This is a genomic window from Burkholderia sp. BCC1985, from assembly GCF_905339915.1.
Taxonomy (GTDB): domain Bacteria; phylum Pseudomonadota; class Gammaproteobacteria; order Burkholderiales; family Burkholderiaceae; genus Burkholderia.
This window is the reverse complement of sequence record NZ_CAJPGY010000010.1, coordinates 158,652-183,058: the sequence shown is the minus strand read 5'-3', so window position 1 is coordinate 183,058 and position 24,407 is coordinate 158,652. Positions and strand designations below refer to the sequence as shown.

The window sequence follows — 24,407 nt, the reverse complement described above, 5'->3', positions numbered from 1 at the left end:
GCGCGGCGCGTTATCGGGACAAACGCATAGCACGCGAAGCGCGATGTGCCGATTCGCGGAGGATGGCGATTCGGCGGGGCTTCCGGCGCGCATCGCGACGCGATGTGACATGACACGTGACCATGCGGGCACGACGATTGCGCACGCGCGGCGCGTGCGGGACGCAGCGGCAGCGGCGTGCTCGACCGGCTCAGTAGCCGTGTGTCACGAGCGATAGAACGGACAGGTCCGGATGCGTGCCGTCGATGATGGTCTTGCCGATGTGCACGGCTTCATGCACCGCTTCCTCGACGCTCGCGAAGCTTTCTTCGCCGTCCGCATGGAACGGCACGGCATGATCCGGCAGCGCGGGGTTCACGCCCGGATGGCAGACATAGCCGGTGTAGGTGTAGCGCGCATCGCTGCCGGGGACGAGGCCCGGCACCACATGGATCTCGAAGCCTTCGTAATCGACGTGATCGGGCGCTGTCGACAGTTCGGTCATGGCGGTCTCCGTGTGCCGCACGCACGGATGGTGCGGGCGGCATCGAATCGCGGCGGCGGTCGTGTCGCCGTGCTGATCGAATTCTAGGCGATGGCGGCCCGGCCCGTGAGGGCTGCGCGCGTCGCAGGCGGTGCGTGTTACCGCGTGCAGCGCGCGTCCTTGCGCTGCACCACGAGGATCACCGGATACTTCTGGCCGTGCTCGAGTTCCACCGGCGCGACGACCGTCAGCGTCGCCGGGTCGGAATCGTCGTACACGCTGACCTGCTCGTTGCGGATGTAGGTCACGCCGGTGCAGTTCGTCGCGCGCCCGTCATCCGATACCTTGCACTGGAGCTCGTTTTCCTTCAGGTAGTTGTACGGCGTCGGGCTTGCGAGATATTCGCGCAGGCCGCGCGGCGAGCCGCCGACGCCCTTCACGTACGCGATCGCGCACGACGGTGTTTGCGCGTCGGTGCCGGAGGCGGAATCGGCGGCCGCTGCGTGCGTGCCGATGGTGGCCAGCAGGGCGACGAGCGACGAGGCGATGAAGGGCTTCATGACGTGGATTTCCCGTTTCGCGAATCGGAGCGCCGGATTGTAACGGCATCGGGCGAGATGCGTCGGCAGGCGGAGGCGGGCAGCGTGCGCGCCGCGGACAAACAAAAACCCCGTCATTCGATGAATGGACGGGGTTGGGCGAACTTCCTGGCGGAAGCGGTGAGATTCGAACTCACGGACAGTTTCCCGTCGCCGGTTTTCAAGACCGGTGCCTTAAACCGCTCGGCCACGCTTCCACACGAGGCGGCATTGTAACCGAAATGCCGCCTCGTTCCGCTTCAATCGTCACGCAGGAACAATTCCTGCAAGTCGTTGAGGAAACGCTGGCCGAGCGGCGTCGGCGCGATCTGCGCGAAATCGCGCGTGATCAGCCCGCGCCGTTCCGCTTCCTTCAGTGCCGGCTCGATCGTGCCGATCGGCAAGCCCGTGCGTTCGACGAAGCTGTGCACGGGAAAGCCCTCGACGAGCCGCAGCGTGTTCAGCATGAATTCGAACGGCAGGTCGCGCGCCCCGACTTCACGCTCTTCCTGCACCGGCGTGCCGGCCATCGCCCGTTCGATGAAGGTGGCCGGATGCTTGTAGCGTGCCTGTCGCAGGATCCGGTTCGGGAACGACAGCTTCGTGTGCGCGCCCGCGCCGATCCCGAGATAGTCGCCGAAGCGCCAGTAGTTCAGGTTGTGCTTGCACTGATGATTCGGCTTCGCGTACGCCGACACTTCGTAGCGGTCGTAGCCGGCCTCGGCCGTGCGCGCGTGGATCCATTCCTGCATGTCGGCCGACGCGTCGTCGTCGGGTACCGCGGGCGGAAACTTCGCGAACAGCGTGTTCGGCTCGAGCGTCAGGTGATACAGCGACAGATGCGGCGGCGCGTACGACAGCGCGGTCTCGATGTCGGTCCGGCATTCGTCGAGCGTCTGGTTCGGCAGCGCGAACATCAGGTCGAGGTTGAAGTTGTCGAACGTCTTCGCGGCGATCTCGACGGCCGCGCGCGCCTGCGCGGTGTCGTGAATACGGCCGAGCGCTTTCAGATGGCCTTCGTTGAAGCTCTGGATGCCGACCGACAGGCGGTTCACGCCGCTCGCGCGGAATTGCGCGAACTTCGCGGCCTCGAACGTGCCCGGGTTCGCCTCGAGCGTGATCTCGGCGTCGGCATCGAGCGGCAGCAGCGCGCGCACGTCGGACAGCAGCCGGTCGAGGCCGGCCGCGGACAGCAGGCTCGGCGTGCCGCCGCCGATGAACACCGTATGCACCTGTCGGCCCCAGACGAGCGGCAGCGCCTGTTCGAGATCGGCGCGCAGCGCATCGAGGTACTCGGTTTCCGGAAACCGCTCGCCTTTCCACTCGTGCGAGTTGAAGTCGCAGTACGGGCACTTGCGCACGCACCACGGAAAATGCACGTACAGCGCGAGCGGCGGCAGCGACGTGAGCCGTACCTGCCCGGGCGACGTGAAGGTCGCGACGACGCGCGCGCCGGTTTCCGCCGCCTGGCTCATGCGGCCTCCGGTTGCGAATGCGTGACGAGGACGATCATGCCGGTTCCTCCGCGAGCCGCGCGAGCAGCGCCTTCAGCGCGAGCGCGCGATGGCTGTGCGTGTTCTTCACGGCCGGCTCGAGTTCGGCCGCCGTCGCGCCGAGCGACGGCAGGAGGAAATACGGGTCGTAGCCGAATCCGTGCTCGCCGCGCGGCGTGTCGACGATCTCGCCCACCCAGCGGCCTTCGGCGAACAGCGGTTCGGGATCGTCCGCGTGGCGCACCAGCGCGAGCACGCAGCAATAGTATGCGCGTCGGTCTGCGACGCCGCGCAGCTGCTCGACGAGGTACGCATTGTTGGCCGCGTCGCCCTTGGCGCCGCCCGCGCGCTGCGCGTAGCGCGCCGAATAGACGCCCGGTGCGCCGCGCAGCGCGCGCACGCACAGCCCCGAATCGTCGGCGATCGCCGGCAGGCCGGTGAGCCGCGACGCGTGCCGCGCTTTCGTCAGCGCATTCTCGATGAACGTGCCGAACGGTTCTTCCGCCTCGGGCACGGCCAGGTCGCCCTGCGGCACGATCTCGATGCCGACCGTCGAGAACAGCGCGGTGAATTCGCGCAGCTTGCCGGCGTTGTTCGACGCGAGCACGATGCGCGACAGCGGCGCGAGGGTGCGATCATCAGACATGGCCGGCGCCCAGCACGTCCTTCTGCAACTGCACGAGCTGGCCGATCCCACTTTGCGCGAGGTCGAGCAGCGCGTTCATCTCGGCGCGCGAGAACGGCACGCCTTCGGCGGTGCCCTGGACTTCGACGAAGCCGCCGGCGCCCGTCATCACGACGTTCATGTCGGTATCGCACTGCGAATCTTCGGCGTAGTCGAGATCGAGCACCGGCGCGCCTTCGTACACGCCGACCGAGATCGCGGCGACGTGGTCGGTGATCGGCGAGCGCGCGAGCTTGCCGGCCGCGATCAGCTTCGACACGGCGTCGTGCGCGGCGACGAAGGCGCCGGTGATGCTGGCCGTGCGCGTGCCGCCATCGGCCTGGATCACGTCGCAGTCGATGTGGATCGTGCGCGGGCCGAGCGCCTCCAGATCGAACACCGCGCGCAGCGCACGGCCGATCAGGCGCTGAATTTCCTGCGTGCGGCCCGTCTGCTTGCCGCGCGCCGCTTCACGGTCGCTGCGCGTGTGCGTCGCGCGCGGCAGCATCCCGTATTCGGCCGTCAGCCAGCCCTGGCCGCGATCGCGCAGGAATTCGGGCACGCGCTCGGCGACGCTCGCGGTGCAGATCACCTTGGTATCGCCGAATTCGACGAGTACCGAGCCTTCGGCGTGTTTCGTGTAGTGGCGCGTGAGGGCGACCTTGCGCAGTTCGTCGGCGCGGCGGCCGCTCGGGCGGGACAGGGAAGACGTCATAGGGGAATCGTGGACGGAAGAGGAAACCCCGATTTTAGCGCCGAACGGCAGGCGTGCCCGGCGGGGTGGGACGCAAAAATGGGATAATGCGCGCTTCCCGCCCCGCGCCTTGCAATGCGCCGGGCGCCTCGACATATTCCCGCCCGTGACGGGCACCCAGACGGCGAGACGAACCATGATCTACAGCATGACGGGCTATGCGAGCGCGACGCGCGAACTCGCGACGGCCACCGGCAACGGCGGCACCAGCGTGTCGGTCGAACTGCGCACCGTGAACTCGCGCTTCCTCGACCTGAATTTCCGCATGCCGGACGACGTGCGCGCGTGCGAACCCGCGCTGCGCGAAATGCTGATGAACAAGCTGTCGCGCGGCAAGGTCGACGTGCGCATCAACCTGCAGCGCGGCGAGCAGAGCATCGGCGCGGGCGCGCTGAACCAGTCGGCGCTCGGCCAGCTGGCCGAGCTCGAGCGTTCGGTGCTCGATTCGTTCCCGGGCGTCGGCCGCCTGCGCGCGGGCGAAATCCTGCGCTGGCCGGGCGTGATCGCCGAGAGCGGCGTGTCGGCGGACGCGATCCGCGACGCGGTGCTCGCGTGCGGCAAGGAAGCGATCGGCGAGCTCGTCGTCGTGCGTTCGCGCGAAGGCGCGCAGCTGGCGACGATGCTGCTGTCGAACGTCACCGAAATGGAAGCGATCGTCGCGCGCATCACGCCGCTCGTGCCGGAGCTGATCGCGAAGCATCAGCAGAAGATCGTCGAGCGGCTGCAGGAAGCGCTCGGCATCGCGGCGCCCGAAGGCAGCGCGCCGATCGTCACGCGCGAGGAAGCCGCGGAACGCATTCGTCAGGAAGTGACGATGTACGGCATCCGGATCGACATCGCGGAAGAGCTGTCGCGACTCACCGCGCACCTGAACGAAACGCGTCACGTGATCGAGAAGGGCGGCCGCGTCGGCAAGCGTCTCGACTTCATGATGCAGGAACTGAATCGCGAAGCAAACACGCTCGGCTCGAAGGCGGCGGCGAAGGAACTCGCCGACGCATCGATGGCGCTCAAGCTGTTGATCGAGCAGATGCGTGAGCAAGTGCAAAACCTGGAGTAAAGCAAGATGATCCACCCCACTCACGACGCACATACGCTTCACGCGGGCGTCTATCCCGGCAACCTGTTCATGGTCATCGCGCCGTCGGGTGCCGGCAAGTCGACGCTCGTGAACGCGCTGCTGTCGAAGGACAGCGACATCTGCCTGTCGATTTCGTACACGACGCGCAAGCCGCGCCCGGGCGAGCAGGACGGCCAGCACTATCACTTCACGAGCGTCGAGGATTTCCGCGCGCGCCACGCCGCGCACGAATTCCTCGAGAGCGCGGAAGTGCACGGCAACTATTACGGCACGTCGCGCGTCTGGATCGAAGAGCAGATGATGAACGGCCACGACGTGCTGCTCGAGATCGACTGGCAGGGCGCGCAACAGGTGAAGAAGCAGTTCCGCAACGCGGTCGGCATCTTCATCCTGCCGCCGTCGCTCGATGCGCTCGAGGAACGTCTGAAGAAGCGCGGCCAGGACGAGCCGAACGTGATCACGCGGCGCCTGCTGGCTGCCGGCAGCGAGATCGCGCACGCGTCGGAAGCGGAATACGTCGTGATCAACGAGAATTTCGATCGTGCGCTCGCCGAACTCGAATGCATCGTCGCGGCCACGCGCCTGCGCTTTGCTTCGCAGTACGCGCGACACGCGGAGCTGTTCATCGAGCTCGGCATCCATCTGCCCCACGCGGAATGACGCGAGGGTAGAGGGACATAAGGTAGAATAACGACTATATTCAGAAGGAATTTCCAACATGGCTCGCATTACCGTCGAAGACTGCCTGAAGCAAATCCCCAACCGCTTCGAACTGGCGCTCGCCGCCACCTACCGCGCGCGGCAGCTCGCGCAAGGCCATACGCCGAAGATCGAGAGCCGCGACAAGCCGACCGTCGTCGCGCTGCGCGAGATCGCCTCCGGCCAGGTCGGCGTCGAGATGCTGAAGAAGGTGCCGGTGTAACGCGCATCCGGCCCGTTCCAGCCATGTAGTCCACGCGCGCAACGACTCGACCTGGAGGCGAATATGAGCACCACCCCATCGTCCGCCTCCGCGGATTCGACCACCGAAGCCACGGCCCAGTCGCCTGCGCGCCAGTACATCGACGCGGTCCTCGAACAGTCCTTTCGGCACCTGTTCGGGCCGACCGCCACGCCGGAGCAGCCGCGCAAGCACGGCGTCGTTTCGATCGCGAAACTGACGGGCGTGCTTGCCGAGTATCTCCCTCCGGAAGAAATCAAAGAGGTCAAGGCGGCGTTCCATTTCAGCGACGAAGCCCACCTCGGTCAATATCGCCAGAGCGGCGAACCCTACATCACCCATCCCGTCGCCGTCGCGGAAATCTGCGCCGGCTGGAAGCTCGACGCGCAAGCCGTGATGGCGGCGCTGCTGCACGACGTGATGGAAGACCAGGGCGTGACCAAGAGCGAGCTGGCCGAACGGTTCGGCCCGAAGGTCGCCGAACTGGTCGACGGCCTGTCGAAGCTCGACAAGATGGAGTTCCGCAGCCGCGAGGAAGCGCAGGCGGAAAACTTCCGCAAGATGCTGCTCGCGATGGCGCGCGACGTGCGCGTCATCCTCGTCAAGCTCGCCGACCGTCTGCACAACATGCGCACGCTCGGCGCGGTGCCGATGGAAAAGCGCCGCCGCGTCGCCCGCGAGACGCTCGACATCTATGCGCCGATCGCGCACCGCCTCGGGTTGAACAACACGTATCGCGAGCTGCAGGACATGAGCTTCGCGAACTTCAACCCGCATCGCTACGCGACGCTCGAGAAGGCCGTGAAGGCCGCGCGCGGCAACCGCCGCGAAGTGATCAGCAAGATCCTCGAGGCCGCCCAGCGCGCGATGGGCGACGCGAAGCTCGACGCCGAGATCACCGGCCGCGAAAAGACGATCTACAGCATCTATCGCAAGATGCGCGACAAGCAGCTGTCGTTCTCGCAGGTGCTCGACGTGTACGGCTTTCGCGTCGTCGTCGAGAGCCCGCTCGACTGCTACACGTGCATCGGCGCGCTGCACGCGCTGTACAAGCCCGTGCCCGGCAAGTTCAAGGACTACATCGCGATCCCGAAGATCAACGGCTATCAGTCGCTGCACACGACGCTCGTCGGCCCGTTCGGCGCGCCGATCGAGTTCCAGGTGCGCACGCGCAAGATGCACGAGATCGCCGAGGCCGGCGTGGCCGCGCACTGGCTGTACAAGAACGGCGGCGCGGACCTGAACGACGTGCAGAAGCGCGCGCACCAGTGGCTGAAGTCGCTGCTCGACATCCAGAGCGAAGCCGGCGATTCGAGCGAGTTCCTCGAACACGTGAAGATCGACCTGTTCCCGGATGCGGTCTACGTGTTCACGCCGAAGTCGAAGATCATGGCGCTGCCGCGTGGCGCGACGGCGCTCGATTTCGCGTATTCGATCCACAGCGATCTCGGCAACCAGTGCGTGGCCGTGAAGATCAACAACGAGTTGCTGCCGCTGCGTACCGAGCTGAAGAGCGGCGACATCGTCGAGGTGATCACCGCGCCGTATTCGAAGCCGAACCCCGCATGGCTCGGCTTCGTGCGCACCGGCAAGGCGCGTTCGGCGATTCGTCACTACCTGAAGACGATGCGCCTGAACGAGTCGGTGCAGCTCGGCGAGCGGCTCGTCGACCAGAGCCTGAAGGGTTACGGGCTCGCGCTGGCCGATGTGGGGCCGGAAGTGTGGGAGAAGCTCGTGCAGTGGACGGGCAACAAGAGCCGCCAGGAAATCTTCGCGGACATCGGCCTCGGCCGCCGCGTCGCCGCGGTGATGGCCAAGCGCATCGAGGTGCTGATGAGCGGCCGGGATGCGGACGACGATCTGCCGAAGTCCGAGCGGCATCCCGCGCACAATGCGCCGCCGGTCGTGATTACCGGCACCGAAGGGATGTCCGTGCAGCTGTCGGCGTGCTGCCGGCCGATTCCGGGCGACGCGATCATGGGCTATATCGGCATCGGCCTCGGGATGGCGATTCATACGACGGATTGCCGCGTCGCGCAGCGCATCCATCGCCGCGACCCGGGCCGCTGGATCGACGTCGAATGGGCGCCGCAGCCCGGTCGTCTGTTCGACGTCGCGGTGAAGGCGCTCGTGAAGAACACGAAGGGCATCTTCGCGCGTGTCGCGGCGGATATCACGTCGGCGGACGCGAACATCGTTCACATCGCGATGGACGAGGATCTGACGCACGAATCGACGGTGCTGCGCTTCGTGATCCAGGTGAGCGACCGCGTGCATCTCGCGAACGTGATGCGGCGCGTGCGGACCAATCCGGACGTGATGCGGATCATGCGCGAGCGCTCGACCGACGACAGCGTGCACGCGCGTCACGACGGCGGCATGCGCATCGAGCGCGAGCGGCAGGATTACTGACGCTGCGCGTTGCGATGCAGCGGAATGAGACGGCGGCCACGGGCCGCCGTTTTCGTTTGTGATGTGGACTTGGCGTTGTGTGGCGGCAGCTCCCGCACGATTCGGGCGCGATCGGTGTTGCCGGGAAGAGGAGGAGAGGCGAAGAGGGGAAGCGGAAAAGAAAAAAGAGCCTTCCCGGAGGAAGGCCCTTCTGAGGTGGCGCGGCTGGCAGGATTCGAACCCACGACCCCTTGGTTCGTAGCCAAGTACTCTATCCAACTGAGCTACAGCCGCACGCAAAGCGGTACTACTTCAACTGTCGGAACCTTCTACGGTGGGAAGGTTCCCAAAAAGGTGGCGCGGCTGGCAGGATTCGAACCCACGACCCCTTGGTTCGTAGCCAAGTACTCTATCCAACTGAGCTACAGCCGCACGCAACAACAAAACGCTACAACATCGAACTGAAAGGGCCTTCGGTTGGGAAGGCCCTCGAAAAAGGTGGCGCGGCTGGCAGGATTCGAACCCACGACCCCTTGGTTCGTAGCCAAGTACTCTATCCAACTGAGCTACAGCCGCACGCAGAAGCGGAAGTATAGCAGGGTTGTATAAAAAGGGAAGCCTTATTCGCAAAAAATGTCACCCGATCTTGGGAAGGCCGCCTTCGTGTACCCTTGAAGCATCAGTCATCCATGCGTTGAATCTGCATCATGAACAAGGCGTTTGTCAAAGAGTCGGACGGCGACGACGACGATCTCGACCCGAGTCAGCCCGCGATTCCGGCGGGCACGAAGAATTACATCACCCCGGCCGGCCACAAGCGGCTCAGGGACGAGCTCCTGAACCTGATCGACGTCGAGCGTCCCGAGGTCGTGCGGCTGGTGTCGTGGGCCGCGTCGAACGGCGACCGGTCGGAGAACGGCGACTACATCTACGGCAAGCGGCGGTTGCGCGAGATCGACCGCCGGATCCGCTTCCTGACGAAGCGGCTCGATCTCGCCGAAGTCGTCGACGCGAGCCGCCAGGAGAACGTCGACCAGGTGTTTTTCGGCGCGACCGTCGATTACGCGACGCCGGACGGCGAGGATCATACCGTTACCATCGTCGGGATCGACGAGGTCGATCTCGATCGCGGTTGCGTCAGCTGGATCTCGCCGGTCGCGCGGGCGCTCATCAAGGCGAAGATCGGCGATACCGTTACGCTGATGACGCCGGCCGGTCCCCAGCCGATCGACGTGCTCGACGTTCGCTATCCGGCATCGGGCAGCGCGTGAGCATGGCGCGGCGCATGCGTGCGGTGCAGCGCTGAAACGAACGAGCGCCCCGGGTGGGGCGCTTCGTCATGACGGTCCTGGCCGAACGACCGGGCTCACGCGCATCGCTCAGAAGCGATGGCGCATGCCGGCCGTGACGGCGATCTGCTTGTTGGTGGACGACGCGGTGCCGAGCCCGTTGATGTTCGCGCCGATCGCCAGGCCGTCCGCATTGACCCGCTGGTATTCGCCCTGCAGGTACAGGTCGGTGCGCTTCGACAGCGCATAGTCGGCCTGCAGGTTGAACTGGTGCCAGCTCGGCGTCTGGCCGTCGAGGCGGCTGTCGGTGTACGTGTACGAGCCGGCGAGCGAGAACGCCGGCGTCAGCGCGTAGCGGCCGTTCACTTCGTAATTGTTGAAGCGCGTGCCGCCGATGAGCGGGATGCCGCCCGACACGCCGGACTGCCCGGCGCTGATCCTGGCCGAATCGGTCAGGCGTGTCTGCGTGAACACGAAGCCGGCCGTCGCGGGCCCGAACGCGTAGTTGAGGCCCGCGCCCCAGGTGCGCTGACGGCTGGCCCCGAACGTCCAGTCGCCGGCTACCGCGCCCGGGTCGCTGGCCGCGAGCGCCAGCGCGTTGACGTTGTTGTTCAGCTGCATGTACGCGGCCGCGACGTTGAAGCCCATGTAGCTGTACGACGCGCCGACGCTGTACGCGCGGTTGTTCGAGAAATTGCTGGAATTCGAGAAACCGTACAGCGCGCCGAATTTCAGGCCGCCGTAGTTCGCGCTCTGGTACTTGACCGCGTTGTTGATCCGGAACGAGTTGTTCAGGTTGTCGTTGTCGAACGGGTGCGCGAACTGCGTGCCGCCGTACTGGGTGCCGGTCAGCGACAGCGGGCCGAGGAAATCGACGACGCTGTCGTACTGGCGGCCGAGCGTGAGCGAGCCGTAGCTCTCGTGCGCGAGCCCGACGAACGCCTGGCGGCCGAATTCGCGGCCGTTCTGCTTGAGTGAACCGTTATTGATGCCGAAGCCGTTTTCCAGCGTGAAGATCGCCTTCAGGCCGCCGCCGAGATCCTCGGTGCCGCGCAGGCCCCAGCGGCTGCCGTTGATCGAGCCGCTCGTCTCCTGCCACGCGCTGTGACCACCCTGGTTGTTCGTGTAGGTGATGCCGGCGTCGATCAGGCCGTACAGCGTGACGGCGCTTTGCGCATGGGCGCCGGTGGCGTACGCGCCCGCCAATGCCGCGACGATCAGGGTCTTTTTCATGATCTGTCTCCAAACAGGATGATGTCGATCGAACCTGCTGCGGGCATCGGCGGCGTCGCAGGTTGGCGACGCCGTGCGCATTGGGCGCGGCACCCTCGTCGGATATCCATTTGCAGTGTACGGATCGGTCCGGGCGTAGAAGAAAATTGCTTCCCGCAATACTGTATTTTGAATCCGGCAAGAATCAGCATATGCGCCGAGAGGCCCGGCCATCAAGACTTTGCGGCAATGCAGCACGCGAAAAAAGCAATCAGGACTGCGTATCGGGTGTCGCGGGCGTTGCGCGATCGCGACAGGCGATCAATGACGGGCGGGAGCACGCCTAGCGCGATTATTGACACATCGGCAATAGAGGTTTGTGCGGGGCATGGATAATGAAAGGATGTTCTCTCGCTATACTGCGATCTCTGCTTTCCGAAGCAGACTTTTTCGTTGACGGAAAAGATCTCCAAACCTTTGTCGGCGCGACTTCCCAGTCGCGCTTTTTTTTTGCCCTGTGGTTCCGATCCCTACTGCGCGTACGAGCGTCGTTTGCGCTTGCGCTTGCCGGTCGGCTGCGGGTCGTCGGCTTCGGCCTGCGGCGGCGTGTACGTCCAGTCTTCCATTACGTAGTGACGGGCGTCCAGCGGTGACGCCAGCAGGTTCTGCCAATGATCGCCGTGCCAGGTCGGGTCGAACTCGGTGTCGCACGGCGCTTCACGGGTCTCGGCCAGCGCGCGGGACTTGCGGCGTACGCGTGCAAGCCGGCTCGCGAAGCGCTTGAATCCGTCCAGCCACATGGCCTTCTCCTTCCCATTGCCTTTGCACCAGCATCGCAACGTCCCCCGTTTTCCGCAACCCGGAAAAAACCCGAGGAATTTACCGAAGCGATTCGTCCCCGGTATGTTTTTCACGATTTCGATTATTGGCGATCCGATCCCGGTAATATTGACAGGTTCTTGATGCGAATCAATTAATAAAAGGCGATCGTGTACCGATTCCAGCGGCATTAGCGTTTTTTTGATAAAGAAAGCCCTAAAAATTCCCTTGACGCACCCGGATTGTCCAATTTATAAAGTCAGCACTCCGTCCCCGGGCGGAGCGCTGGGGGAGTGTCGGCGCGCCGTTGCGGGATTTCGGGAAGCGGCTATAACAGTAGCTTTTTTGATCTAAACGAGTGGGGAACGAAGGTATGGATACCGGTATCGTAAAATGGTTTAACGATGCTAAAGGTTTCGGCTTTATTACGTCCGACAATGGCGGCGAAGATTTGTTTGCGCACTTTTCCGAAATCCGGATGGACGGCTTCAAAACGCTGAAGGAAAACCAGCGCGTTTCCTTTGACGTGAAAGTCGGGCCGAAAGGCAAGCAGGCAGCGAATATCCAGGCGGTCTGACGCGCCACGCTTCGCCGACCACGTCCGGCCCCCGCATCGCGGGGGCTTTTTGCTTTCCGGGGCACGAAAACCGGCGGCCGGCGAATCGATTCGGGTTCGGACTGGTCGCGAACACGCCTGCCGGTGCATACTCACGAAAGCATCGTTTCCCCCGTCTTTTCATGTCCGATTCCCGTCCGTCCGATCCCGCCTGCGACCAGCCGCTCGTCTTCGTCGACCTCGAAACCACCGGCGGCTCGTCCGCCGAGCACCGCATCACTGAAATCGGCGTGGTCGAAATCGGTCCGCTCGGCGTATCGACATGGACGACGCTGGTCAATCCGGGACAGTCGATTCCGCCGTTCATCCAGCAGCTGACGGGCATTTCCGACGAGATGGTGCGCGACGCGCCGTCGTTTGCGTCGTTCGCGCCCGCGCTGTTCGAGCGGCTCGACGGCAAGCTGTTCGTCGCGCACAACGCGAGCTTCGACCGTGGCTTCCTGCGCGCCGAATTCGAGCGCGCAGGCATCGCGTTCAATCCGGACGTGCTGTGCACGGTGCGCCTGTCGCGCGCGCTGTTTCCGCGCGAGGCGCGGCACGGACTCGATGCGCTGATCGAGCGGCATGGCCTCGTTCCATCCGCCCGCCACCGGGCACTCGCGGATGCCGATCTCCTTTGGCAGTTCTGGCGGCAATTGCACGAGATCGTGCCGCTCGAGCGTCTGCGCGACCAGATTGCGCGTACGACGCGCCACTTCCGTCTCGCGGGCGGCATGACCGAAGCGTGGCTCGATACCGCGCCGGCCGGATGCGGCGCGTACGCGCTGTTCGGGGAGGACGACCAAGCACTGTATGTCGGCCGCAGCGTGCGCGTGCGGCAGCGCTTGCGCGCGCTGCTGACCGGCGAGCGGCGCTCGTCGAAGGAAATGCGGATTGCGCAGCAGGTGCGGCGGGTCGAGTGGCGGGAGACCGGCAATGAACTAGGCGCGATGCTCGCCGAAGCGCAGTGGATCGCCCGCCTGCGTCCGTCATACAACCGGCGTCCCGCAGCCGATCACGCCCGTGCGGGCAATGCGCCCTGGCCGTTCGACGGTGCGGTCGCGTTCGAAGCGAGCGGCGAGCGCCGCCTGTTTCACGTGATCGACGGCTGGCGCTACCTCGGTACGGCCGAATCGCTCGACGCGGCGGTGCGGCTCGTGGCCGACGGCGCGGACGGCGCGTTCGAACCCCATACCCATCGTCTTCTGCAGACGCATCTCGCGCGCGGCCTGCAACTCATTCCGCTCGCGGCACTTACGCCTGCCGACTGAGCAGCGCGGGCCGCGGCGCGCGACGCCGCCGTCAGCCGATCGCGCTGGCGCCGCCTGCGGCGCAAACGTGCGACAGTGCGGTGCCGAGCGCCTGCGTCTGGGTGGAGTCGTAGCGGGTGAGCGTCTTCCAGTTCGCGATGCTGCGTGCGAGCCGCGCCTGGCAGTCGGGTGCGTCGCGCAGCGGTGCGACTTGCGCAAGGCCCGTCAGCATCTTTTGCGTGAGCTGGTCGAGTGCCGGCCGCGTGCTGGTTGCGAGGTCGGGCGGCGTGCCTTCAGGCGGCTGCGTCGCGCGCCACTTTGCAAAGAGCGCGTTCTGCACGTCCTTGCTGGCCGCGATCTGATCCTCGAAAAACGTGCGCGCGAACGCCGGATCCACGCCGGACTGTGCGGCGCGCTTCTCCACCGATGCGAGCAGTGCCGCTTCGCGCGGCCGATCCTCGATCGCCTGGTGGTTCGCCCATTTCCATCGTGCGACGGGTTCGGCAAGCGCGAGCCGCTGCGATGCGAGCGCGACGAGATTGGTGAGCGCCGTGTCGTCGCCGTCCGCGTGCGCGATATGCGGTGACGAAAAAAGGGCGACGCCGAGCGCGGCGACAGCGACGCTGGCACGAATGGCTTGTTTCATCGGAACGATCGGGAGAGGGGAGAGCCGGACAGGCCGGAGGTGGAAAACCGGAAGGATAGACGAAGACAGTCGCGCGGCGGAACGACGCGACAGAAGAATCAGCGGACGCGCTGATCCGGCACCGTCAGGCCGTTGCAGCCGGGGTGCGAAGCGAACTGCGCCGAAAACGCAGCGATGAACCGCACGATATCGATCGACACGTGGCGGTTACAGGACGGAACGTAGGTTCACTTCGGCGAGTACAGCTTGTGCTGCTCGTCGAAGAATGCCCGGACGTGCTCGGGCAATTCGGCGAGGAATTCCACGCCGACGGGTTCCGGATCCGGGCTCATCACTTGCTCGGGCGGGGGCATGCGGGTTGGTCTTTCGTCCATGTTCGTTTCTCCAGCGGGTTCAATGATTATCAACCTCGCGCTTGGATTTATGCCAGTGGCGAATCGTTAGATTTTGTCTCTGTTGTATTAACGGCACATGCGCTGCTGCGCGCCGAGCAATGCCGACTATCACGCCCTGCACAATCGGCAACAATCGGGCCGCTTGCTATACTTGCGCGCACTTTTTCCTGGACCGCGATGAAACGAACGACGCGATGGATCGGCCTCGTATGGCTGGCGCTGGTACTGAACGTACTGTCGCCCGTCGTCGGCTACGCGCGTCTCGCATCGAGCGGTTCCGGCGGGCTCACGCTCGAATTGTGCAGTGCGGCAGGCGCTCGCGAGGTCGTCCTCGCGCAGTCCGGCGACGACCGCGGCGCGGCGTCGTTCGATCATGCCGGCGTGCCGCACTGCGTGTACTGTCCCGGCTTCGCGGCGAACGTCGCGCTCGGCACGAGCCTGCCCGCGTTGCCGGGTTTCGTGCGCGCGTTCGCGTACCGGGCGGCCGCCCCGGCCGTTCCCGATGTTCCCCGCACGGGCATCCGTCTCGCGCAGCCGCGCGGTCCGCCTGAAAACGTCCCGATCTGATTGATATCGTTCGCGCGCCCCGGTGGCGCGCGTGCCGCCCGCGGCCCGGTCCGCGCGCCGCGCCGTCTGCGCGCGGCGCGTTGGCTTGCGTGCGGCGGCGTCCGGTTACGTTTTCAGGAATTCATCCATGTCGTTCACCTTCGCCGCGCGGCCCTCGCGCGGCCGGCTCGCGCTTGCCTGCGCGGCCGCTTTTGCCTGGCCGGCCGCGCAGGCGGCCTCGATCGATGGCGCATCCGCCGACCCAATGCCCGCCGGCGCCGGCAACCCGGCCGGCCGTGCCGCACCGGTCGCCGCGCTCGCCTCTGCGGGCGACACGCTGACCGCCGTGAGCGTCACCGCCCGGCGGCAACCCGTCGATCCGGACACGCCGGCCGTCGTCGAGTCGATCACGCGCGAGCAGATCGACGCGCACACCAACGTCACCACCGAGGACGCGCTGAAGTACGCGCCCAACCTGATGGTTCGCAGGCGCTACATCGGCGACCGCAACAGCGTGTTCGCCGGCCGCGACTTCAACGAACTGCAGAGTGCGCGCGGGCTCGTGTACGCCGACGGCCTGCTGCTGTCGAACCTGCTCGGCTCGAGCTATGCGTACCCGCCGCGCTGGTCGCTGATCGCGCCCGACGATATCGCGCGCGTCGACGTGCTGTATGGCCCCTTTTCCGCGCTGTATCCCGGCAATGCGATCGGCTCGACCGTGCTGCTGACGACGCGGCGTCCCGACAAGCTCGAGGCGTCCCTGTCGACGCAGTTCTTCACGCAGCGCTATCACGACGGCTACGGGTTCGCGGACAGCTTCGGCGGCAATCACCAGACCGCTCGGATCGCGAACCGCGTCGGCAAGTTCTGGTTCTCGCTGTCGCTCGACCGGCTGGAGAACGACGGCCAGCCGATGCAATATGCGAGCCCCAACGCCACCTACAACCCGCGGCTGGGTGCCGCGGTGCCCGTGACGGGCGCGGCCACCGACATCGGCCCCAACGGCAAGCCGCGCACGATCGTCGGTGCGCAGAACATCGAGCGGACCGAGCAGCTCAACGAGACGGTCCGGATGGGCTATGCGTTCACGGACCGCGTCGACGCGACGCTGACGCTCGGGCACTGGGAGAACCATTTCCGGCAGCACGGCGAAACCTTCCTGCGCGACGCGGCCGGCAATCCCGTGTACGGCGGCAACGTGTCGCTCGGCGGCCGGAACGTGACCGTCGCGCCGAGCGCGTTCGCGCCGCAGCGCGGCGACCAGGAGAACTGGCTGTACGCGCTCGGGCTGAACGGCCGGCTCGATTCGGGCTGGCGGCTGTCGGGCGTGGTTTCCGCCTACGACGTGTCGCGCGACGTGCTGCGCGCGGCATCGACCGTGCAGGGCGGGGCGGGTACGCTGTTCCAGGGCGACGGCACGGGCTGGCGCACGCTCGACCTGAAGGCCGAGGCGCCGGAGGTGAAGGGACACACGCTCGCGTTCGGCTATCACTACGACAACTATTTCCTGCGCAACGTCACGTACAACACGGCCGACTGGCTGGCCGGGCCGACCACGTCGCTCGCGAGCGTCTACCGGGGCGACACGCGCACGCAGGCGCTGTTTGCGCAGGACGCGTGGCGTTTCGCGCCCGGCTGGCTCGCGACCCTCGGCCTGCGCTACGAGCGCTGGGATGCGTACGGCGGCGCGCTCGGCAACGCGAACGGCACGCTCGGCTACGCGGACCGCGGCGCGAATGCGCTGTCGCCGAAAGTCGCGCTGCAATGGGACGCGACGGACGTCTGGCGTTTCCGGCTGTCGTTCGCGACCGGCACCCGCTTCCCGACGGTCGGCGAGCTGTTCCAGGGCACGATCTCGAACAACGCGATCGTCAACAACAACCCGAACCTGCGGCCGGAAAAGGCGATCGACTGGGACTTCACGGCCGAGCGCGACGTGGGCGTCGGCGTCTTGCGCGCGAGCGTGTTCCAGAGCGACCTGCGCGATTCGATCTACAGCCAGACGACGGTGTCGGGCGCGTCGACCGTCACCAACATCTCGAACGTCGATCGCGTGCGCGTGCGCGGCGTCGAACTCGCATTCAGCGGCCAGAACGTCGGGCTGCGCGGGCTCGACATCGACGCGAACGTGTCGGCGAGCAACGCGCAGATCCTGGCCGACACCGCGAATCCCGCGTACGTCGGCTCGCGCTTTCCGCGCATCCCGCGCATGCGCGCGAACCTGCTCGCGTCGTACCGCTTCGACGAGCACTGGCTTGCGAGCGTCGGCGTCCGCTACTCGGGCCGCCAGTTCAACACGCTCGACAACAGCGACGTGAATCCGGACGTGTACGGCGGCACGAGCATCTTCACGGTCGTCGACCTGAAGGCGCGTTACCGGTTCGATCGTCACTGGACTGCGTCGGTCGGCATCGACAACCTGACGGACCGCCGCTACTACGTGTTCCATCCGTATCCGGGCCGCACTTTCTTTGGAGAACTGAAATGGTCGCTGTGAAATCGCTCGCGGCAGGCTGCGCGCTGTGGCTCGCGGCGCTGTCGCCTGCCGGCGCGCACGACGCGCCGAAAGCCGCCGATCCGCATGCGGCGCACATGAGCATGCAGGCCGCACCGGCGCAACAGAAGCAGCCGCTCGCGACCGGCGCCGCGTTCGACGCGCGGCACCGGCTGTGGGTCGCATGGGTCGAAGGCGCGCACGTCGTCGTCGCGCACTCGGACGATGCGGGCCGCACGCTGTCCGCGCCCGTGACCGTCAACGCGATGCCCGAGCCGATCTACACGAGCGCGGAGAATCGCCCGAAGATTGCGACGAGCCCGGACGGGCGCGCGGTGTACGTATCGTGGTCGATGCCGCTGGATGCGCCGTACACCGGCATGGTGCGCTTCGCGCGTTCGCTCGACGGCGGCGCGACCTGGAGCGTGCCGGTCACCGTGCATCGCGACCGGCAGGCGATCACGCACCGCTTCGACATGATGGCGGTCGATCCGGCCGGCAACATCGCGATCGCGTGGATCGACAAGCGCGATCTCGTCGCGGCGAAGGCGGCGGGGCAGGCGTACGAAGGGGCGGCCGTCTACTACGCGGTGTCGCGCGACGGCGGCGCGTCGTTCGAGCCCGAGCGCAAGGTGACGGATCACACGTGCGAATGCTGCCGCATCGCGATGGCGATCGATCCGGCCGGGCACATCGAAGCCGTGTGGCGCAACGTGTTCCCGGGGCAGATCCGCGACCATGCGCTCGCGGTGTTGCCTGTTTCGGCATCGGAGTCCGTCGTGCCAGTGCGTGCGACGTTCTCGAACTGGCATGTCGAGGCTTGCCCCGAGCACGGGCCGGCGCTCGCGATCACGCCGGACGGCACGCGCCATCTTGCGTGGTTCGGCGTCGTCGACGGCCGCGCCGACGTGTTCTATTCGCGCATCGGCGCCGATGGCCGGCCGAGCGGCACGCCGTGGGCGTTCGGCGCGAATCCGGCGGTGCCGGCCGAGCAGGCATCGCATGCGGCGCTCGTCGTGCGCGGCGAGGTCGTCTGGCTCGCATGGAAGGCGTTCGACGGCGACACGATGCAGATCAAGCTGCGCCGCTCGGACGATCGCGGCGAGCACTGGTCGGCGCCGCGCGTGATCGCGTCGACGTCGGGCGCGAGCGACAACCCGCAACTGCTCGACGACGCGGGCCGCATCTACCTGTCGTGGCGTACGCGTAACGACGGCTACCGGCTGATTGCCGTGGAGGGGGCGCTATGAAACGGCTGATCGTGTTGATGGGCGCCGTGTTCGCAAGCCTGCCGGGATGGGCTGGCGAACTGCAGCCGCTGCGCGCGGTCGAGGTCGCGAAGGTCTACGCGACGGCGCACGAACGGCCGCTCGCAGTCGAGATCTGGTCGCTCGATTGTGGCTACTGCCGCGAGAACGCCGCGCATCTGGTCGCGTGGCAGCGCCGCCATCCGGACGTGCAACTCGCGATGGTCTCGATGGACGCGTACGACGACAACGGTGCGGCAATCGCACAGGCGCTCGCGCAAATGAACCTGCCGCCGCAGGTCGCGCAGTATGCGAACGCCGAGCCGATGCCCGAGCGTCTGCGGGCGGCGCTCGATGCGGGATGGCGGGGAGAAATGCCGCGTACCGTGTGGGTTGGCCGCGACGGCGCACGCGATGCGCGCAGCGGCTTGCTGACGACCGACGTGCTCGACGGCTGGTTGCAGCGCGGCAAGCGCCGCTGAAACGGACGGCGGCGCGGGGGATGCCCCGCGCGCCGCTTCGATGCAACGAACGAAAGCGCGCCCGAAGGCGCGCGAGAAGATCGTCAGGCCGCGCGCCTGAACAGCCGGATCACGAACAGCAGGATCACGGCGCCGATGACCGCGACGATCACCGAGCCGATGAAGCCGCTGCCGAGGGTGATGCCGAGCAGCCCGGCCAGCCAGCCGCCGATCACCGCGCCGACGATACCGACGATGATGTCGACGATCAGGCCGAACCCGCCGCCCTTGACGAGCACGCCCGCCAGCCAGCCGGCGATCGCGCCGATGATGAGCCACATAATCAAGCCATGAGTCATGGTGATCCTCTCCTTGTGTTGAGTCGAAATGACCGGACGTCGGCTGTTTCGCCGCAACCTGCATGAAGGCGGCATGCGACTCGCCGCGCCGCCCACGCAATGTAACGCGATAGACGGGTCGGAATCGTTAAGTAATGTTATGCACCCTTAACGGGCTTTTCCAGAGGATTCGTCTGTCATTCGAAATGAATCTGTAAGGAGGGCCGCACGATGGTGCGTCATGCGTCATCGTCCGTGCGTCGGCGCCGGTGTGCCCGTGTCGGGCAGGCCGTCGCCGGCGTCGGCAATCAGGCGGGTGACAGTTGCCGCATCGCCGATCGCCTCGATCGCCAGCAACGCGAAGCGGGCAAGAAAGAGCGCCGCATCGGCTTCGCCGATGCCGGTCATCGTGCGGCACAGGTCGGTGTAGAGGATGTCGCGTTCGGTGTCGGTGATCATGCGTTCTCCTGAATGTTGGCCGGCGTGCGCGGGTGCAGCGCGCGTTCGAGTGCGGCGGTCACGTCGGCGGAGCGTGCATCGTGCCAGCGGCCGAGCACGTGTCCGTCCGGACGTACGAGATAGAGGGTGCCGTCGCGCGCGCCGTACAGGTCGAACAGCCGGCCGTCGGCATCGTAGCCGCCGCATCCCGGCTGTTGCGGTGCCGCGTGCCGTGCGAGCGTGACCAGCGCGAACGGTATGCCGGCGTCGTGCAGGTTTCGTTCGAGCTCGGCGAACGACGGATCGGGCGTACCGTCGCGCATGAAGCGGAACGCGGTGAAACGCGGACCGACGAGATCCGTCAGGTGGCCGCGACGCATGCCTTCGTCGGTGCCGATGTCGCCCGACGCGTGCAGCATCAGCGGACATTCCGCGAGTACCATGCCGGGCGACGGCCCGGCCGAAAACGCATCGCGCTCGTCCGCATTGAGCGGTGACGGCGTGTAGGCGATGGCCGACGTCTGGCGCGGATTGATCAGCGAACGCAACGCCGGATGCCTGACCGCGAGCGTCAGCACGGCCTTGCGCATCAGGTCGAACGCGAACGACGGCGGCGCCATGAACTCGGTGCTCTTGGTGCCGTAGCGCAGGTTCTCGTGCGTCGCGAACACGCGCTCGTCCGAATAGCTGTCGAGCAGCGCCTCCGACGCGAGGCCGCGAATTACGTACGCGAGTTTCCACGCGACGTTGTCGGCGTCGTCGATGCCCGAGTTCGCGCCACGCACGCCGAAGATCGGCACGAGGTGGGCGGCGTCGCCGCAGAACAGCACGCGGCCGTGCCGATAGCGTTCGAGCGTCAGCGCGTTCGCCTTGTAGATCGTGATCCAGATCGGCGACCAGTCGCCGCGCTCGCCCATCATGTCGAGCAGGCTCTGCACGCGCGGGATCACGTTCTCGGGTTTCACGGCCGCTTCGGGATCCTCATCGTCGCGCAATTGATAGTCGATCCGCCATACGTTGTCCGGCTGCTTGTGGACGAGTACCGTCGAGCCGGGGTTCGACGCCGGGTCGAAGTACGCGAGCCGCTCGGTCGGCCGGTCGCTGTCGAGCGCGATGTCGACGATCACGTAGCGGCCTTCATAGCTTGTGCCCTGCAGCGACAGCCCGAGCGCATCGCGTATCGTGCTGCGCCCGCCGTCGCTCGCGACGACCCAGTCGGCATCGAGTGCATAGCGGCCGAGCGGCGTATCGACGTCGAGGCGCGCGCCGTCCGGGTGCTGCGTGACGCCCGCGACTTTCGTCTGCCAGCGGATCTCGATGAGCTCAGGGCGGCGCAGCGCGGCATCGAGCAGGAACTGCTCGATGTGATACTGCGCGAGGTTCACCATCGGCGGCAACTTCTGGTTCTCGTCCTGCGGCATCGTGAAATGCAGCACTTCGTCGTGACGATGGAAGCTGCGTCCGCCGCTCCACGGCAATCCGACGCGCATGAAGCTGTCGAGCGCGCCGAGCCGCTCGATGATCTCGAGGCTGCGTCGCGAGATGCAGATCGCGCGGCTGCCGTGACAGACCGAATCATCGGCTTCGAGCAGCACGCTGCGGATGCCGTGATTGGCGAGGCCGAGTGCGACAGCGAGGCCCACCGGGCCGCCGCCGACGATCGCGACGCGGTGCCGCTGCGTATCGACGCCGGCGCTGCAGGTCGGCAGGTGCGGGGGATGATGCACGGCGACGAACGGGTAGGGTTTGAATTCGATGCCCATCGTTGGCTTCCAGGTTGCGCTGATCGAACGCGCACGCTCGGCGACGCGATGCGTGCGGCAGGTTGGATGCAGTATGGAAGCCGCGCCGGACACCGCTGTCCCCATTCCGGGTACGGCGAACGGCTGGCGGCAGGCCGGGATTTACCCCGACGCGTTCAGGATCGGCTTCAGGGTTGCAGGCACAGCGCGAACAGCTGGCGCTGGCTCGAGATGCCGAGGCGCCGGTACGCGCGCTTCTGATAGGTGACGACACTCGAAGCCTTCACGCCGATCGTCTCGCCGATCTCCTGCGCGGTCTGGCCTTCGAGCACGCCGCGCAGCACGTCGAGCTCGCGCTTGGACAGTGTCGGGCATGCGCCGCGCAGCCGCGCGAGCATCTGTTGCGGGATGCCGATCTGCGCCGAGCCCGCGAGCGCATAGTGATGCTGCGCGGCCTGCGCGATCAGCGGTGCGAGCGTTTCGATGGCCGTGATCTCGCGCGGCTGGAACGTGCCGCTGCGGTGCGCGCGATACAGATTGATCGACAGCCAGGTCGAGTCGTTCGGCTGCATCAGCAACGCGAGGCGATCGGAGACGTCGGGGCCGCGGTAGCAGGCCGTGCGATACGCGTCGTGGCCGATCTCGTCGCCGGCCTGCTGATGCAGCAGCACGTCGCGGCGCTGCGTGCGGCGACCGGCGGCCGAGACGATTCGCTGGTTGCCGTCGAGCGCATAGAAATGGCGCGCGTAGGTGTCGGCAACGTCGCGCAGGTAGCGGCCGCCGCGATGATCGGCGACCGAGACGGTGCGCGGCCGGTTGCCGAACTCGTACGCGAAGATCGTGCACTGCGTGATGGCCAGCGCATCGTCGAACAGCTTCAGGATTTCCGCGGCGAACGCGTTCGGCTCGCTGCCGCCGATCGCGGCGACGAGACCGGTCGCACGGGACACGTCCAGTTGTCCGCTGAGGTTCGGTCGCTCGAGACGCCAGGTGCGCATGATGCTGGGGAGGGGCCGGTGGTCCGGCGATTGTAATCGGCGGCGCGCGGTGCGGGAGTCGGGGGATGCCCGCAAGCGGAAATGACGGTGAGGGTGGCGCACGACTTCGCGCCTCGGAAATCGTGGCTGGAATCGGAATTGCGGCCGGAAAAGAGAAAAGGCCTGACAAGCGATGCTTGTCAGGCCTTTATATCTTGGTGCCGGAGATAGGAGTCGAACCTACGACCTTCGCATTACGAATGCGCTGCTCTACCAACTGAGCTACACCGGCAGCAGAGAAATGAAATTATATGGTCAAATCCGAGATCTTGGCAATAGGTTTTGCGAAATTTTTTTCAGCTTGCTGCTGCTGCTTCGCGAAACCCTCGATCCGGCGGACTTCCCGCTTTCACTTCACTGCGATGCAGCCTGTCAGGGCCACATCGCGAAGGCGCGATTGTACTGACGTCTCGCACCTCCGTCTAGTGCTGCACTGCAAATTTATTTGCCTTCGTTGTGATAGCCGGTCACGCGCTCGACTTCGTTCTTCGAACCGAGGAACACCGGCACGCGCTGGTGCAGGCCGGTCGGCTGCACTTCCATGATGCGCTGCGTGCCCGTCGTCGCGGCGCCGCCCGCCTGTTCGACGATGAACGACATCGGGTTCGCTTCGTACATCAGGCGCAGCTTGCCCGGACGATCGGGCGTGCGCTTGTCGGCCGGGTACATGAAGATGCCGCCGCGGTTCAGGATCCGGTGCACGTCGGCCACCATCGACGCGATCCAGCGCATGTTGAAGTTGTCGCCGCGCGGGCCTTCCTTGCCGGCGTTCAGTTCGTTGACGTAGCGCTGGACCGGTTCGTACCAGTGGCGTGCGTTCGATGCGTTGATCGCGTATTCGCGCGTATCGGCCGGGATCTGCATGTTGCTTTGCGTGAGCACCCACGAGCCGACTTCGCGGTCGAGCGTGAAGCAGTTCACGCCGTTGCCGGTCGTCAGCACGAACACGGTTTGCGGGCCGTACACCGCGTAGCCGGCCGCGACCTGCTCCGTGCCCGGCTGCAGGAACGATTCCTCGGTGGCCAGCTTGCCGTCCGGGCAGCGCAGTACCGAGAAGATCGTGCCGATCGACACGTTCACGTCGATGTTCGACGAGCCGTCGAGCGGGTCGAACACGAGCAGGTATTCGCCGCGCGGGTAGTTCGCGGGGATCGGGAAGAACGTTTCCATTTCCTCCGATGCCATCGCGGCGAGGTTGCCGCCCCATTCGTTCGCGTCGAGCAGGATCTCGTTCGACAGGATGTCGAGCTTCTTCTGCACTTCGCCCTGGACGTTCTCGCTGCCGGCGGTGCCGAGTGCATCGCCGAGCGCGCCCTTCGACACGTTGTAGCTGATCGCCTTGCACGCGCGGGCGACGACTTCGATCAGCAGGCGGAGGTCGGCGGGGAGGTTGTTGGTCTCACGCTGCTGCTCGATCAGGAACTTGGACAGCGTGGTGCGGCGGGCAATGGACATGACAGACTCCGAGAGGCCAAAGAATCCTTGAATTGCCGCAATTTTACCCGGCGCGCCTCCCGAGCCGCCGCCTTTTTTC

25 protein-coding genes and 5 tRNA genes are annotated in these 24,407 nt (G+C 66.0%); 11 read left to right on the top strand and 19 right to left on the bottom strand.

From position 1 onward, the window contains the following. Positions 1-190: 190 nt before the first annotated feature. The 6 genes from U4Z31_RS13065 to rph all read right to left on the bottom strand — a co-directional run bounded on the left by U4Z31_RS13065 (position 191) and on the right by rph (position 3,913). Positions 191-484, bottom strand: coding sequence for a hypothetical protein (locus U4Z31_RS13065; protein ID WP_044848553.1), 294 nt, complete (start codon positions 482-484; stop codon positions 191-193). A gap of 137 nt (positions 485-621) precedes the next feature. Continuing rightward, positions 622-1,023: a hypothetical protein gene (locus tag U4Z31_RS13060; RefSeq protein ID WP_321810533.1), complete on the bottom strand. Its 402-nt coding sequence runs from the start codon at positions 1,021-1,023 to the stop codon at positions 622-624. A 148-nt stretch (positions 1,024-1,171) separates the two neighbouring features. Beyond that, positions 1,172-1,259: transfer RNA gene (locus U4Z31_RS13055), tRNA-Ser, on the bottom strand. 42 nt (positions 1,260-1,301) lie between these two features. After that, positions 1,302-2,516 carry a radical SAM family heme chaperone HemW gene (gene hemW, locus U4Z31_RS13050; protein WP_321810532.1) on the bottom strand — a complete coding sequence of 405 codons (1,215 nt, stop codon included), beginning with the start codon at positions 2,514-2,516 and terminating at the stop codon, positions 1,302-1,304. A gap of 34 nt (positions 2,517-2,550) precedes the next feature. Then, on the bottom strand, positions 2,551-3,180 hold the full coding sequence (rdgB, locus tag U4Z31_RS13045) for an RdgB/HAM1 family non-canonical purine NTP pyrophosphatase (protein WP_044848529.1): 630 nt from the start codon (positions 3,178-3,180) through the stop codon (positions 2,551-2,553). After that, the gene (gene rph, locus U4Z31_RS13040) at positions 3,173-3,913 is read right to left on the bottom strand and encodes a ribonuclease PH (RefSeq protein WP_044848530.1); all 741 of its coding nucleotides are present in this window, start codon (positions 3,911-3,913) and stop codon (positions 3,173-3,175) included. The genes rdgB and rph overlap by 8 nt, the downstream gene beginning before the upstream one ends. A 175-nt stretch (positions 3,914-4,088) precedes the next feature. Between rph and U4Z31_RS13035 the strand changes: the two genes are divergently transcribed. From U4Z31_RS13035 to U4Z31_RS13020, 4 genes are all read left to right on the top strand, one after another. Next, the gene (locus U4Z31_RS13035) at positions 4,089-5,012 is read left to right on the top strand and encodes a YicC/YloC family endoribonuclease (RefSeq protein WP_321810531.1); all 924 of its coding nucleotides are present in this window, start codon (positions 4,089-4,091) and stop codon (positions 5,010-5,012) included. Positions 5,013-5,018: 6 nt separating this feature from the next. Then, positions 5,019-5,693, top strand: a complete 675-nt coding sequence (gene gmk / locus U4Z31_RS13030) for a guanylate kinase (RefSeq protein ID WP_044848532.1) — start codon at positions 5,019-5,021, stop codon at positions 5,691-5,693. 58 nt (positions 5,694-5,751) lie between these two features. Continuing rightward, the gene (gene rpoZ / locus U4Z31_RS13025; protein ID WP_044848533.1) at positions 5,752-5,955 is read left to right on the top strand and encodes a DNA-directed RNA polymerase subunit omega; all 204 of its coding nucleotides are present in this window, start codon (positions 5,752-5,754) and stop codon (positions 5,953-5,955) included. Between the two features lie 63 nt (positions 5,956-6,018). Further along, positions 6,019-8,385: a RelA/SpoT family protein gene (locus U4Z31_RS13020; protein WP_044848534.1), complete on the top strand. Its 2,367-nt coding sequence runs from the start codon at positions 6,019-6,021 to the stop codon at positions 8,383-8,385. A gap of 196 nt (positions 8,386-8,581) precedes the next feature. Here U4Z31_RS13020 and U4Z31_RS13015 read toward each other — a convergent pair. The 3 genes from U4Z31_RS13015 to U4Z31_RS13005 form a co-directional block, all read right to left on the bottom strand. Continuing rightward, a tRNA-Arg gene (locus tag U4Z31_RS13015) sits at positions 8,582-8,658 on the bottom strand. A gap of 61 nt (positions 8,659-8,719) precedes the next feature. Beyond that, positions 8,720-8,796: transfer RNA gene (locus tag U4Z31_RS13010), tRNA-Arg, on the bottom strand. A 67-nt stretch (positions 8,797-8,863) separates the two neighbouring features. After that, a tRNA-Arg gene (locus tag U4Z31_RS13005) sits at positions 8,864-8,940 on the bottom strand. Positions 8,941-9,071: 131 nt separating this feature from the next. Here U4Z31_RS13005 and greB point away from each other — a divergent pair. After that, a complete protein-coding gene (greB, locus tag U4Z31_RS13000; RefSeq protein ID WP_044848535.1) occupies positions 9,072-9,635 on the top strand; it encodes a transcription elongation factor GreB in 564 nt (187 codons plus the stop codon). Positions 9,636-9,743: 108 nt separating this feature from the next. Here greB and U4Z31_RS12995 read toward each other — a convergent pair whose 3' ends face one another. Both U4Z31_RS12995 and U4Z31_RS12990 read right to left on the bottom strand, forming a co-directional pair. Further along, complete coding sequence (locus U4Z31_RS12995; RefSeq protein ID WP_044848536.1) at positions 9,744-10,886, bottom strand: porin; 1,143 nt, start codon at positions 10,884-10,886, stop codon at positions 9,744-9,746. Positions 10,887-11,395: 509 nt separating this feature from the next. Continuing rightward, positions 11,396-11,665, bottom strand: coding sequence for a hypothetical protein (locus U4Z31_RS12990; RefSeq protein ID WP_321810530.1), 270 nt, complete (start codon positions 11,663-11,665; stop codon positions 11,396-11,398). Positions 11,666-12,057: 392 nt separating this feature from the next. On the opposite strand from U4Z31_RS12990, the gene U4Z31_RS12985 reads away from it, so the two are divergent. Both U4Z31_RS12985 and U4Z31_RS12980 read left to right on the top strand, forming a co-directional pair. Beyond that, the gene (locus U4Z31_RS12985) at positions 12,058-12,261 is read left to right on the top strand and encodes a cold-shock protein (RefSeq protein WP_006476615.1); all 204 of its coding nucleotides are present in this window, start codon (positions 12,058-12,060) and stop codon (positions 12,259-12,261) included. 161 nt (positions 12,262-12,422) lie between these two features. Beyond that, a complete protein-coding gene (locus U4Z31_RS12980; protein WP_321810529.1) occupies positions 12,423-13,550 on the top strand; it encodes an exonuclease domain-containing protein in 1,128 nt (375 codons plus the stop codon). Positions 13,551-13,581: 31 nt separating this feature from the next. Here the strand turns inward: U4Z31_RS12980 and U4Z31_RS12975 are convergent, their stop codons facing one another. Together U4Z31_RS12975 and U4Z31_RS12970 are read right to left on the bottom strand one after the other, a co-directional pair. Next, on the bottom strand, positions 13,582-14,175 hold the full coding sequence (locus U4Z31_RS12975) for a chorismate mutase (protein ID WP_321810528.1): 594 nt from the start codon (positions 14,173-14,175) through the stop codon (positions 13,582-13,584). A gap of 227 nt (positions 14,176-14,402) precedes the next feature. Beyond that, positions 14,403-14,549, bottom strand: coding sequence for a hypothetical protein (locus tag U4Z31_RS12970; protein ID WP_009690993.1), 147 nt, complete (start codon positions 14,547-14,549; stop codon positions 14,403-14,405). Between the two features lie 198 nt (positions 14,550-14,747). Between U4Z31_RS12970 and U4Z31_RS12965 the strand changes: the two genes are divergently transcribed. From U4Z31_RS12965 to U4Z31_RS12950, 4 genes are all read left to right on the top strand, one after another. Beyond that, a complete protein-coding gene (locus U4Z31_RS12965; RefSeq protein WP_044848540.1) occupies positions 14,748-15,137 on the top strand; it encodes a DUF2946 domain-containing protein in 390 nt (129 codons plus the stop codon). Between the two features lie 127 nt (positions 15,138-15,264). Continuing rightward, on the top strand, positions 15,265-17,613 hold the full coding sequence (locus U4Z31_RS12960; RefSeq protein ID WP_321810527.1) for a TonB-dependent receptor: 2,349 nt from the start codon (positions 15,265-15,267) through the stop codon (positions 17,611-17,613). Further along, the gene (locus tag U4Z31_RS12955; RefSeq protein ID WP_044848542.1) at positions 17,601-18,860 is read left to right on the top strand and encodes a sialidase family protein; all 1,260 of its coding nucleotides are present in this window, start codon (positions 17,601-17,603) and stop codon (positions 18,858-18,860) included. Before U4Z31_RS12960 ends, U4Z31_RS12955 begins: the two co-directional genes overlap by 13 nt. Next, a complete protein-coding gene (locus U4Z31_RS12950; RefSeq protein WP_321810526.1) occupies positions 18,857-19,339 on the top strand; it encodes a TlpA family protein disulfide reductase in 483 nt (160 codons plus the stop codon). Before U4Z31_RS12955 ends, U4Z31_RS12950 begins: the two co-directional genes overlap by 4 nt. A gap of 83 nt (positions 19,340-19,422) precedes the next feature. On the opposite strand, the gene U4Z31_RS12945 is transcribed toward U4Z31_RS12950, so the two are convergent. The 6 genes from U4Z31_RS12945 to U4Z31_RS12920 form a co-directional block, all read right to left on the bottom strand. Continuing rightward, positions 19,423-19,677: a GlsB/YeaQ/YmgE family stress response membrane protein gene (locus U4Z31_RS12945; protein WP_044848544.1), complete on the bottom strand. Its 255-nt coding sequence runs from the start codon at positions 19,675-19,677 to the stop codon at positions 19,423-19,425. Positions 19,678-19,902: 225 nt separating this feature from the next. Beyond that, complete coding sequence (locus U4Z31_RS12940) at positions 19,903-20,115, bottom strand: hypothetical protein (protein WP_321810525.1); 213 nt, start codon at positions 20,113-20,115, stop codon at positions 19,903-19,905. Then, a complete protein-coding gene (locus U4Z31_RS12935) occupies positions 20,112-21,857 on the bottom strand; it encodes an FAD-dependent oxidoreductase (RefSeq protein ID WP_321810524.1) in 1,746 nt (581 codons plus the stop codon). The genes U4Z31_RS12940 and U4Z31_RS12935 overlap by 4 nt, the downstream gene beginning before the upstream one ends. Before the next feature lie 167 nt (positions 21,858-22,024). Beyond that, a complete protein-coding gene (locus tag U4Z31_RS12930; protein ID WP_321810523.1) occupies positions 22,025-22,834 on the bottom strand; it encodes a helix-turn-helix transcriptional regulator in 810 nt (269 codons plus the stop codon). A gap of 195 nt (positions 22,835-23,029) precedes the next feature. Continuing rightward, positions 23,030-23,105, bottom strand: a tRNA-Thr gene (locus U4Z31_RS12925). 209 nt (positions 23,106-23,314) lie between these two features. Beyond that, positions 23,315-24,328 carry a class 1 fructose-bisphosphatase gene (locus U4Z31_RS12920; protein ID WP_124892481.1) on the bottom strand — a complete coding sequence of 338 codons (1,014 nt, stop codon included), beginning with the start codon at positions 24,326-24,328 and terminating at the stop codon, positions 23,315-23,317. Positions 24,329-24,407: the final 79 nt, after the last annotated feature.